The organism is Ruegeria sp. AD2(2025) (genome assembly GCF_056542385.1).
In genome coordinates this window covers 94,153-105,266 of record NZ_JBQFZS010000011.1, presented here as the reverse complement: position 1 = coordinate 105,266, position 11,114 = coordinate 94,153, and the positions used below count along the sequence as shown (strand labels likewise).

10 protein-coding genes are annotated in these 11,114 nt (G+C 58.1%); 7 read left to right on the top strand and 3 right to left on the bottom strand.

Translation table 11 applies throughout. From position 1 onward, the window contains the following. The first annotated feature begins 310 nt into the window (after positions 1-310). The 4 genes from ACR1XV_RS18520 to ACR1XV_RS18505 all read left to right on the top strand — a co-directional run bounded on the left by ACR1XV_RS18520 (position 311) and on the right by ACR1XV_RS18505 (position 3,104). Complete coding sequence (locus tag ACR1XV_RS18520; RefSeq protein WP_480534064.1) at positions 311-1,240, top strand: DUF2493 domain-containing protein; 930 nt, start codon at positions 311-313, stop codon at positions 1,238-1,240. 160 nt (positions 1,241-1,400) lie between these two features. Further along, positions 1,401-1,949, top strand: a complete 549-nt coding sequence (locus ACR1XV_RS18515) for a hypothetical protein (RefSeq protein ID WP_480534062.1) — start codon at positions 1,401-1,403, stop codon at positions 1,947-1,949. Then, positions 1,946-2,536 (top strand): SH3 domain-containing protein, encoded by a 591-nt coding sequence (locus ACR1XV_RS18510; RefSeq protein ID WP_480534060.1) that lies wholly within the window; start codon positions 1,946-1,948, stop codon positions 2,534-2,536. The genes ACR1XV_RS18515 and ACR1XV_RS18510 overlap by 4 nt, the downstream gene beginning before the upstream one ends. 361 nt (positions 2,537-2,897) lie before the next feature. Beyond that, on the top strand, positions 2,898-3,104 hold the full coding sequence (locus ACR1XV_RS18505) for a hypothetical protein (protein WP_480534058.1): 207 nt from the start codon (positions 2,898-2,900) through the stop codon (positions 3,102-3,104). A gap of 386 nt (positions 3,105-3,490) precedes the next feature. Here the strand turns inward: ACR1XV_RS18505 and ACR1XV_RS18500 are convergent, their stop codons facing one another. Then, the gene (locus tag ACR1XV_RS18500; RefSeq protein WP_480534056.1) at positions 3,491-3,889 is read right to left on the bottom strand and encodes a hypothetical protein; all 399 of its coding nucleotides are present in this window, start codon (positions 3,887-3,889) and stop codon (positions 3,491-3,493) included. Further along, positions 3,876-4,652, bottom strand: coding sequence for a ParA family protein (locus ACR1XV_RS18495; RefSeq protein ID WP_480534054.1), 777 nt, complete (start codon positions 4,650-4,652; stop codon positions 3,876-3,878). Before ACR1XV_RS18495 ends, ACR1XV_RS18500 begins: the two co-directional genes overlap by 14 nt. A 476-nt stretch (positions 4,653-5,128) precedes the next feature. Here ACR1XV_RS18495 and ACR1XV_RS18490 point away from each other — a divergent pair, with 476 nt between their 5' ends. Genes ACR1XV_RS18490 through ACR1XV_RS18480 form a run of 3 tightly spaced genes read left to right on the top strand, consistent with a single transcriptional unit; the run spans position 5,129 to position 9,314 of the window. Beyond that, positions 5,129-5,575 carry a MobC domain-containing protein gene (locus ACR1XV_RS18490; protein WP_480534052.1) on the top strand — a complete coding sequence of 149 codons (447 nt, stop codon included), beginning with the start codon at positions 5,129-5,131 and terminating at the stop codon, positions 5,573-5,575. Beyond that, positions 5,572-8,340 (top strand): relaxase/mobilization nuclease domain-containing protein, encoded by a 2,769-nt coding sequence (locus tag ACR1XV_RS18485; RefSeq protein ID WP_480534050.1) that lies wholly within the window; start codon positions 5,572-5,574, stop codon positions 8,338-8,340. The genes ACR1XV_RS18490 and ACR1XV_RS18485 overlap by 4 nt, the downstream gene beginning before the upstream one ends. Further along, entirely contained in the window at positions 8,337-9,314 is a 978-nt protein-coding gene (locus ACR1XV_RS18480) for an ATPase, T2SS/T4P/T4SS family (protein WP_480534048.1), read from the top strand. The genes ACR1XV_RS18485 and ACR1XV_RS18480 overlap by 4 nt, the downstream gene beginning before the upstream one ends. 323 nt (positions 9,315-9,637) lie before the next feature. On the opposite strand, the gene ACR1XV_RS18475 is transcribed toward ACR1XV_RS18480, so the two are convergent. Continuing rightward, on the bottom strand, positions 9,638-11,107 hold the full coding sequence (locus tag ACR1XV_RS18475; protein ID WP_480534046.1) for an SMODS domain-containing nucleotidyltransferase: 1,470 nt from the start codon (positions 11,105-11,107) through the stop codon (positions 9,638-9,640). Positions 11,108-11,114 lie beyond the last annotated feature (7 nt).

The window sequence follows — 11,114 nt, the reverse complement described above, 5'->3', positions numbered from 1 at the left end:
CGCCGTTTGCCTGCTCGTGTCGGGCAAACCTGCCGTCACATCACACACATGAGTGCGGAAGCATATCCTCCGGATGGCCCCCAAATCAGCCCGCGTCAAGGATCGCAAAACTTTTCGGCGAGGGCGGCGCGGGTGGAAAGCGTGGTCCCGTGCGCGATGGCGGCGTGTGGTCGGAGCCCGGGCCCGGAAAACTTTTGCGCCCGGCACGCCGGCGGCTGCGCCGCCCCTGACCCGGACAGATTCGGAAACCAGGCATTCGGCCATGCCACCACACTCACGTGGTGGTCCCCGAACATCTGGAGATAGCAAAATGGCTTACGATCAAGCGAATACATACGAAACCATCGAACTCTTTGGCCTGACCGAAAAGGACGCACAGCTGCCCACACCCGACGATCACATCCTGAAGGACAGCATCGTCCGCGAGACCTTCGAGACCCTGCTCGGTCAGATGCGCGGGACGGGTCTCGAGGCGGAAATCGAACCGCTGGCGCACGGGCTGGCAACGATCCTGCAGCGCCGCAAGGTTGTTCTGGGAAAGGAACTCGACCGCACCGCCGACAAGATCGGCGCGCTGGCAAAATGTCACGACGGATCGGAGATCGCGGAAACCGCGCTCGAAGAGGCGCAGGCCCGCTTCCTGCAGCTGCGGGAGATCGTCGGTAGCATTGAGACGATGAGCGAGGCGGCGGCCGAGTGCTACGAGGTCGAAACCGGTCACGCCTTCATCCCGGCGGCAGGATCGCGCGCCAGCGTCCGGGCGCAGGAGACGGGAGCCGTCTTTGAGGCCAGGCAGCTGCTCGAGCAGCATGACCGGGAGACCGCCGCCAGATCGAAGGTCGAAGGAGTTCCTCTGATCGTCTCCGGCGCGACCGACTGGACCGACATCGATGTCATCTTCAACACGCTCGACAAGGTTCGGGATCGTATCAAGCAGACCCGTAATCAGGATATCTTCATCTGTCACAAGGGCGGCAAGCACGGGGCCGAAATGATCGCGGCCCGTTGGGCCCGCGCGCGTGGCGTCGCCCAGGCCCGCTTCGATCCGCGCTGGTCCGCGCATGGGCGGGCGGCCCCCTTCAAATGCAACGATGAGATGCTGGACGACAAGTTCGCTGCAACCGGTGTTGTCCTCTTCGGTGGCAACGGGGTCGCTTTGAATCTCGGTCAGAAGGCTGAAGCCCAGGGTCTGACGGTCATGCGTGTCGCTGGCCCGGCGAAGAAAGATACGAGCGCGTGAATGAATGAGGGTCGCCTTCGGGCGGCCCTTTTTTCGTTTTCAGAGGGTGCGAACGTATGTCAGTTGCGCCAGGATGACCTCCAGCGGTCTTGGTGATTGAAGCCAGCCACTCTGGTTTCGGGAAAGACCGGATGGTAACTCGAAACTATTTCAGTTTACTGTGGCCGCGCTGCAAAAGCCATGTGTTGCGCAGCCTGACACCCGCACAGGTTTTTCATTGATGCCCTTTTCCCCGGAACGCACCAAAGAGATTCAGGCACGCATTGATGCACGTTTGCGGTCGGGTCAGGCGAACGATTGGGAAATGTCGTTTCTTACAAACATGGCGGAACGTTTTCAGAAACATGGGACGGAGACCCGCCTGAGCAAGGCTCAATATGTCAGCCTGCACAAGGTCTTGAAACTGGAGCGGCAGAACCTGACGCAGACAAGCCCGACAACTGATGCACGCGTTTCTAAACCAGCACTAAAGCGCCGCTCTCGATCTTACCAGACGAGACCGCGTCCGGTTTCCAAGACCCGCGCGATCACCGCACCTCGGCGTGCCGTGCGCAAGGCGCAGCGCCAGATCATGGTGCCCATGCTTATCGCTATTGCGTTCTTCGCAGTGGTTGGATCCTTGTTTGGACCCTCAAATTCACGATCCACACCCCACAATCCTCAGCGATACCCTTATCGCAGACAACAAACGCGGCTTATGTTTATGTGACGGGAACACGCGTCAACCAGCGCACCGGGCCGTCTACTTCAGATCCTGTGATGGGCGTCTTGACCGAAGGCAAGCGTGTCGAGAAACTCCATGGTCAGGGGCAGTGGACCCAAATCCGATCAGACTTGGGAACGGGCTGGATGTCGTCCGGCTTTTTGTCTTCGGTCGCTCCTGCTGCCGTGCGGTCAGCGTCGCGAACCCGATCCCTTCGCGCCAGCGACATACGGATCGTTGATGGTGATACGATCGATGTGCGCGGCATGACAGCGAATGTCCGTCTCGTCGGGTTTAATACGCCCGAGACATGGAAACCATCCTGCACGGCTGAGCGTCAACTCGGGGAACGCGCCACGGCACGTCTTGGTCAATTGGTGCGAAATGCGGCGTCCATTGAATTTAAGCGTGTGGCCTGTGCCTGCCGGCCCGGCACGGAGGGCACGGATCAGTGCAACTTCGGGCGGCTCTGCGGTGCGTTGTTTGTCAACGGTCAGGATGTTGGGCGCAGGCTCATTGCGGAAGGCTTAGCCGTGCCGTATCGATGCGGCCGAACCAGTTGTCCTCCACGCCCGGAACCCTGGTGCCGGTAACAGCGATAGCCACCCGACACCGACGATGGGTCTGTGCTCACGGCTAATATCGGGCCTACCATCTGTTGGGCGCGGCGTATCATTCTTACTGCTGCGTTGAAGCAGAACGGCCCAAGCCATCTCCTATCTCGATCCACGGGGTCGAAGGCGACTGCAAAGTGGCGGCGCGAATTTGGGTCACACCTTTTTGCTTATGCATGTGGATCGCACGGGGGCGGCCCGGTCGTTCCCTCCGCTGCGCTCCGGCAAGCACAAATACGGTTTCCACGCGCGTTGCGCGCAGACCCTCCGCATTTGCACTTGCGACCGGTCCTTCTGCCCCCGTGCCGTGAGATCCCCATCGCAAAAAGGAGAAACCCAAATGACCAACCACTACATCGCCACCGTCCCCGTCAAGTTCACCGATAACGATGGCCAGGAACGCACCCGCTTCCAACGCGTCGGCGCCATGTTCCGCAACACCCGCAACGGGGACGGCTCGGAGTTCTTCAGCCTCAAGCTCGACTTCCCGGTCGCAGTCTCGGAGCTGGTGATGTTCCCGCCGAGTTCCAAAGAGCCTCAGGAGTAAATCCTCTGACGAGGATGGGCCGCCGAGAGGCGGCCCTTTCCCCGTTCCGAGAACAAGTCCGCCAACCAGCCTCAAGGGGGCCATCCAAAAAATCTTCGGGCGTTGCCCGCCGGTTTTTCGGCAGAGATTTGGACAGGCCAAATCTGGCCTCCCTTGACCCTGTCAGTCGGACCTGTTTGCAGGGTATTTCGCCCTCCCCCTCGCGTCCGTCCGAACACATGTGTGTTCGGACGGAGCTGCGGGCGGGGCGTTTCTTATTGAGTAGAAACGCTGGGTAGGAAGGGTTGGAGGACTCCTTTCGGGCAGTTGCGTGCCTTCGGCGCTCAGCAGGGAGCGAATACAGACCGCTTTGAGTGAAACACACGCCGGTTGACTGGCAGAACCATCTAACTTTCACTTACGTGATTTCGGATCATGAGCGCAATCGCTTCATCATTCTCGATCAGCACTGTTCTGAACAAGCGCCCAATGTTCACACCCGCCCGCAAAGGTTCCGGGATTTCGCGCAAGGCATCCATCAGTGCTTGCTCGACGTCACTGCCGACCGGTGGGGAGACCTGAAACCTGATCTGCGCGCGCTCTTTGCCCGCTGCCGGGTTAGTGCTCCTTCTCTTGTCAGGTTGCGACTTTGTTGCAGACGTCTCTACGCTGGGCTCCGACGTTGCATCGGTTGGAGGCGGTACCGCTGGTTCATCAACTGCCTGCTTCTTCATCTCGGTCACGGTTGGGGCAGCGTTTGAGGCTGGTCTACCCAGCAGGTTTTCAATGCCGTCACGCCGGGACATGGGCGACCTCGCTCTTTTCAATCGCGCTCAACACGAAGGCGGCATTGTCCAACGCCTTCCGACAGCGCCCCACCATCCTGCGTCCGTTCGCTCGGGTCGCTGGGGCTTCGGCGTTCTCTGCGGCATCGTTGGCGTAATCCATCAGACGGCCGATCGTGGTGCCGGTGCGATGCGCGTCATCCATGACAGCTGACTCCGCAATGCCGCCCACGCAGGTAAACCGCTTTGCAAGCGCCTGCTTGCCACGTTGAATGCCAGCAGATTGCGCCACCGACTGCCGTGTGAACACGACGCGAAACTTTTCCTCTGGTTTCATTTGACTGCCAACCTGTTGCAGCGCCAGTTCGCAGGACTTGTAGGTCGCCTGAATAGGTTCGAACTCGGCAGACGATCCATCGGAGGGGCAGAGCACCAGATCCGCCACGGCCATGACTGCCGCTGCCGTCATGCTCGGCTCGCCTTTCGTGTCGATTAACAGGTAGTCATATCCCCCGGCGTCTTCCGCCGCCAGAATTCTGGCATAGGCCTGTCGGGCATTTTCTGCATCATCTTCGGCGAAGTGGCCCGCCTCGATCAGCAGTTCTTCGGCAGGCACGGGCGGCAACCCGATCTCTGTATCCAACCACCCGGCCAATGTGGCCTGCGGGTCCAGATCGAGGATACGCACCCGTTTTCCCTGATGGTGTAATGCGGAGGCGAAGGCGATGAGCATGGAGGATTTTCCGGCCCCGCCCTTGGAGTTCACAGCGGCAAAGATTTTCAATTTGGTCTCCGGGTTTGCGCCCGTAGGTCACGCCGCGCAGCGACGCGCCACAATCGGGCTCGCGATGTCAAACTATCGCGCGATCCCGCACCCGCGCTGGTTGAATGCTATTGCTGATTTGAGCAATTCGCAACACTTGCATGTTGCAGATCAGTATGAGGCTTCTGACCTGCAACCTGCAACCTGCAACCTGCAACCTGCAACCTGCAACCTGCAACCACCGTGGGCTGAGCGCTGTTGCCCGTTGATTGCGGCTTGTGAACTGCCCGTTGAGCGGAAGTTTCAGCAGGTTGTGAACCGACGTTTCCCTAGCACCAGCCCGACTACACCTACGCTTTCTTAGCGGGATAATATAGATTGTAGTACCGACAATCTATTTGACTTGCAGTCGGCCGAAATCTCAACTTAAAATTGATCTTGTACATGCGCGGCCTGCGGGGGCCTCGCCCGATTTCTGATCGAGGAGAGCTGCCCCGATGCCATCAGGCACTTCCAAATCTGTTGTTAAGTCGATGCGCTTTGACGAAGACGAATGGGCGTTCCTCGAACAGCGCAGGAAGGCGATGCAGCTGCGCAGCGTGACCGGCTTGGTGCGTGTTTGCCTGCGTGTCGCTTTCGGTATTCCCACTCAGGAAGAGTTTCGCACGCAGCAGTTCAAAGCGCATCTGGTCCTCTTGGTCGGCATCGCCAACGATCTCACCCAGATGACCCAGGCCGCAAATACCGGGGAGCTTCGACTCGACACGCGTATGGAAGATCAGCTTGCTGAGGTTAAACAAGAAGTGCGCGCGCTGCGCCAGCTGATTGAGGAATACTCGGATGCGGCCCACGAACGGTCGTTCACGCGCGCATTGGAAATCGAGCGACGGGCTGAAGATCAGCGCGCGCGGCGGGTGTCGCCCAAGGCAAAGGTTAGAGGATGACCAGCCTGATCGCCGCATATGACCCGGCCTGGGAGGCGCTGTTTGGGGAGTTTCAACTCATTCCCGACCTGAAACCCCGTCCCGGTCAAAACCCGTTGCGCGCGTGGCACCGCCCAGCACGGCGACAAGGTTCTGTCAGCGGTCCGGCTGGCATGATTGCCAACGCGCTATTGACCGAGCAGGCCGTGGTCAAAATCGTCCGGGGCGGCGGTGTCACAACGTCAGGGCGTCTGGGAGGGCAGCTCTCCTACATCACGCGCAAAGGCACCGTTGAGATGGAGCGCGGCGACACCGGTGAGCTCTCCCAAGGGATTGAGGCGTTGCGCGACGTGCAGGCGGACTGGGCAAAAGACTGGGTCCAAATGGATGCGCGCACGACCAACTATACTTATCACGTGATCCTGTCCTACCCAAAGCACACAGACCGCGAAGCCGCCAAACAGGCAGCGCGCCGTTTTGGCGAGTGCCTGACCAATGGCGCGTATGGTGACCGGTACAAACACGTGATGGCGCATCATGATGACACTGGCCATCCGCACACACATCTGGTGATAAGCCGGGCAGGGGCTGCGGGCAAGACACTTCATCTGAGCCGATATGGGATCACAACGCAGGATCTGCGTGAGCTGCAGGCGGACACCGCGCGCGAGGTTGGTATTGTCCTGAACGCCACCAGCCGGTTCAGCCGCAACCTACGCCCCGGCCGGGAGAGCAGCGCCCGGGTTCATGCGCGGCGCGAGGGTCGGCAACTGCTGGAACGGACGAAACCCGACCGGCGCAGTGGATTTCCATTCCTTAGTGCCGGTCGCCAACAGGCGGCCGCTCCTGACAAGCTGCAGGTCCTGAGGGATCAGCGGAACGCGGACTATGTCGCCTTGCGTGAAACCCTCCGGTCGCATCAGGCCGGGCTTAGCCAGGGCATCTTCACTACCTCATATCCGGGGCGGGCCGAGACCCTGGGCAATCTTGGAACGGCTGTTCTCGGCGCAGCCAAAATCCTGTTGCGGGGCGGGGTTCTCAATACTGAGGAAGTCGACATGAACGAACAGGTCGCCAATCATATGGATCCGGCACAGGCCGGTGGCATCGACCGTGAAATCAAAGCCATTGGCAGCGATATCCGGGTCTTCATTGAGGGCATGACGGAAAAAGCTGATGCCATGGAGGACGAGGAAAAACGCAGCCAGACGGAGGCGGCGATTTCCCGTGTCCTGCGGGATTATGAACCGTTGATGGACAACGAGACCCGGGCATTCTTTGGCAAGCGTCTCGACCGGGACGATGAGATCGAGGTCGGGCGCGATGATACCGATCCGACACGCCAGCGTCGGGCGGCTGAACAGGATGCAGCAGATCCGACGCGCACCCAACCCATCGGACAGGAGCGTGCGGACCGACGGGCCGATGCAAATGATCCGCGCAGCGCTGCCGCCAATGCGGTGCTGAAGGATGCCGACAGGCAGGTGGCCGAGCGCTTCGAAGCCATGGGCATCAACGGTGATCTGGTGTTGTCGCGCATCCGCAATGGCGCTGACGTGGACCGTCAGACCCGCGAGAATTGGTTTGAACGCGATGTTAAGACCTTGGCGAACGCCCATTCGCTCAGTGAGAACCAGGCGCGGATCGACATGAGGGCCGCGTATAAAGATGCCGCAGAAATCTACCGCGATGCTCGTGGCGAGATCCGCGACATCAACCGCGCCTTTGCAGAGGGCAGGGGAGACGACTTCCTGAACGAGAAGATCAAGACCGGCGTTCAGGATGAAATCCAGACGATGAAAGGGCAGGGTTTTGATCGGGCCGCGATCGGTGGACGTTTGCTTGAGATAGAGGACCGGGTGCAAGAGCGTGTGACAGGCCGCGCGCCGGATCGTGACGATGGTGGCGCCCGCCCGGGCTCGAAACGGCAAGGCCAGACCACAGAGACCCATGCCACCGGATCATCGCCGCGGCGTCCCGATTTGGACGCGGGAGTGAGGGGCCAAATCATCGGGACCGGTGACGCGCTCTTTAAAGAAGACGAGAAAGACAGCATGTCGCCTTATGTCGATCTGAAGGTGGACGGCCGCGACAAACCTTTCCGCGTCTGGGGCGTCGATCTGCCCGACCTGATGCAGCGCGAAAATCTCAACATCGGTGACACGGCAACGCTTGCCCATGACGGGTACAAGAGGGTGACGGTCAGCAAGATCGACAAAGAGACCGGCGAAGCGAAGACCATCGAGGCAAACCGCCGCGCCTGGAAAGCAACCGACATCGAGCGCGCACCGCGCGGCAACGATCGGTTACAGGAACAGCCCATGTTGTCCGATGTGACGACTGCAACAGCAGGCGAAAAGGCCCAGCAGGATCGCGCGGTACGGCAGGAGGTCTCCGTTGAAACCGGCGTCACGGGTGTCATCGTGGATGCCAAAGAGGCTCTGGTGCGTCCTGATGATCCAAACAGCCAATCGTTCTATGTGGATATGAAGGTCGAGGGCAAAGACGAGCCGGAACGGATCTGGGGAACCGCCCTGCAAGACCAGATGGCGCGGAACAATATTTCAGTTGGTGACACGGCCACCTTCGTCAAAGCGGGCAAAGAAGAAGTCACCCGCTCACGCCGGAACCCGGAGACCGACGAGCCGGAGCGCGTCAATGTCACCCGCACGGCCTGGGATGTGAAGAACGTCGATCGACAGATTGACCGTGATCCGGCGGTGCAAGAGCAGCGGCGTCGGGAGCGGGAAGAACGCGCCAAGGGCGACCGGAGCGTGAGCCGATGAGCCGCCATCTGGAAAGCACGTTGAATCGGGTGTTCGGAGGCCAATTGCTCTCCGATCCTCTCCTGTCTGAAATCGTCCTGAATCCGGACGGTAGAATCTGGATCGAGCGCAGTGGTGAACCTGCCATGCACCAGCTGGACGAGCCGATGGGTGAGGATGATGCAGAGGCGCTTGCACATGACCTGGCCGGCGGAAATCCGATTTCTGAAAAAACGCCGCTGGCCGGGTCGCAGTTTGAAATCGACGGGTCATTGTGGCGGGCGCAGGTGGCGGTCAAACCTGCCGTTGAGGCTGGCGTTGCCTTTGCCCTGCGCCGGGCCGTGGCAAAGCAACTGTCGCTCGACGATCTGATGCAAGGCCTGCCGAATCTGGACGCCAACATGGCCGATCTGAAATCTGGCGTTGATCCCGCTGATGAGGCTGTTTTCGATGCCTATGAGAACAAAGGATTTGGTGATTTCCTGCGCGCGGCCGTCAGGGCCAAATGGAACATCCTTTTGTCGGGTGGCACGTCATCGGGCAAAACGACTTGGTTGCGCGCCTGTCTTGGCGAAGTCGACCATTCAGAGCGGATCATAACCATCGAGGACGTGCTTGAGATCCGACCCAGCCAGCCCAATGTGGTGTCTTTGGTTGTCAACAAGAACGCATCGAGCAGCGATCTTTTGAAAGCCTGTCTGCGATTCCGACCGGAGCGGATCATCATGGGGGAGCTACGCGGGGCGGAGGCTTATGATTTCCTGTCCGCGATCAACTCTGGACATCCGGGCGGCATTTCCACGCTACACGCAGCATCACCGGAATCTGCGTTTTCTCGTTTGGCGTTGATGGTCATGCAGGCAGATACCGGGCTGACCTATTCTGAGATCCTCGAATACTGCCGCTCGATGATCGATGTGATTGTGCAGTTCCGGAAGTCCGGCGATCAGAGGCGACCAGTTGCCGTCAGGGTGCTCAGGGAGAAAGCGGTATAGGTTTTGGAACGTTCAATGGCTAGGTGGCCGAAGTTGGTTTTTACGGCCGCGCAGATCGTGCGCAGGCTCAAGCGGACGTTCATGAATCTCGCGGAGAATGGCGGGATCCCAGCCCTTAGCCGTCGTTGTTGCCGAGTTAGGAATCAGCCAATGCTATAGGCAACTGGCAGCCAAAAGCAGACATGGAGGTTCGGCACCTAGAGCGACAAAACGGAGGTTCGCTGCCGCCGCGATAGTCTTGGGCAAATTCTATTAGAGCGGATGTCCAATCAACTGATTTGTATTCAATAGGTCCGCGGTTCACCCGTGTTTGCCCCTAGCGATTACTCAATCACTACATAGAATGGCTCGCTGCGACTGACCTGAATGTTGTCGCGCTTACGAATTACGAAAGCTTCAACGAAGTGCACCCCACGATACTCGAGGCCTTCCCATCGTACACCTCCGCCATGCGAATACTCGAAAGTCCCGCGAAGTACGCCATTGCTCGACGCTTCATCACCTGTGTTGGTCACGCGCCACCGAACTTCATAGGTGTTTCTGTCTAATGGTAAGCCTGAAATAGTTGCTGGCACAAATTGAAGCCAGCGATCTTTGGGCACAATATTCCCACTTTCAACGTTTCGAATAAACGGCCCTCCTCGCGAAGAGTGCAGCTTCGCTGATACTTTCACAGAGAGCAGATGATTACCCACAGCCCTCCAAGTAGGCTGTTCTAGATAGGGCAAGTTTATATGGGACGATGGTATGGCCCTTTTTCCGAACTCTTTCACGAGATCAACAAGATCGCCGACAAACCCATAGACGGTTGAGATGGGCGCGTTCAGGTTTCTTCGAACATGATCAACCGCATTCGCGGTAACTGACTTAGCCTGAACTTCGCCTTCACTTTTGCCGAAGTCGTCGCCGAATACGCGCCGCCACTTTGCAATACTTGTGTTTCTGTCCGGCTCGTTGAACGCATCGTCAATCCACTCACGGTATTTTTGAACCTTGTTGCGAAAGTTTGAGTATTGATCTTCGCTCCAACATACGGAGAAATCTTCGCTGCTAAATGGGCTACTAACTTGCGGTTTCAGTGGGCGAACTTGAAGCCATGTGTCCAATCTCTCGAACATTGTTCTGAGCGCGCTCGGAGTGTCGGCAAAATCTGCGCTTCCTTTGTCGCCTTGTTGAATCTGGCCCGCGAGCAGAGTGGTCAAGCACACCGATGAACAAGTGAAAGTGGTTTTAATATCGCGGAGGTATTTTACTAGTCGCGTTACTTTCCTGAAGCTGTTGTTCCCGGAAAGTGAGTTTTTGTCCTTGAGCCACGTCGTAAACTGCTTGGGTTGCGTTTCCTCGAATTCGTCGATTTTTCGGTTGCAAACTTCTAAGGTATCGAACCCCCATCGGTTGCGAACGCAAGGTGCAATGTCGATGCGCTTATCACCAGCGTACTCAAGTGTTACGCAATAGTCGTATCTGCGGGTTTTTTCTCGGTACAAGCTGCTCGATCGAAAGACCGAATAAAGTTCGTCGACGTAGTCGCCAGCAGTCCATCCCTCAACAGGATCTACAATTGCGAGAACATCAGCGTCAAATTCTTTTTTGGGAAGAGGCTTGATGATCGTATGATGCGCCCAAGAACCTTGTGGATACCACTCTAGGTTCTCGGGTTCCCAATCGGAAGACTCCACAAACGAGTTCAGAGCTTCAGATGTGCTATCGAGACTATCTAACCGCGTGAGGTTTAAATTTACTGTATCTTCAAGGAATTCTTTAAATAGTCGTAGATTTTTCAATTGGTTCAAACTCTCT

Bases quoted from the DNA above. Each gene is read 5' to 3' on its own strand.
- ACR1XV_RS18520 (WP_480534064.1), top strand. From the start codon at position 311: ATGGCTTACGATCAAGCGAATACATACGAAACCATCGAACTCTTTGGC.
- ACR1XV_RS18505 (WP_480534058.1), top strand. From the start codon at position 2,898: ATGACCAACCACTACATCGCCACCGTCCCCGTCAAGTTCACCGATAAC.
- ACR1XV_RS18500 (WP_480534056.1), bottom strand. From the start codon at position 3,889: ATGTCCCGGCGTGACGGCATTGAAAACCTGCTGGGTAGACCAGCCTCA.
- ACR1XV_RS18490 (WP_480534052.1), top strand. From the start codon at position 5,129: ATGCCATCAGGCACTTCCAAATCTGTTGTTAAGTCGATGCGCTTTGAC.
- ACR1XV_RS18485 (WP_480534050.1), top strand. From the start codon at position 5,572: ATGACCAGCCTGATCGCCGCATATGACCCGGCCTGGGAGGCGCTGTTT.
- ACR1XV_RS18480 (WP_480534048.1), top strand. From the start codon at position 8,337: ATGAGCCGCCATCTGGAAAGCACGTTGAATCGGGTGTTCGGAGGCCAA.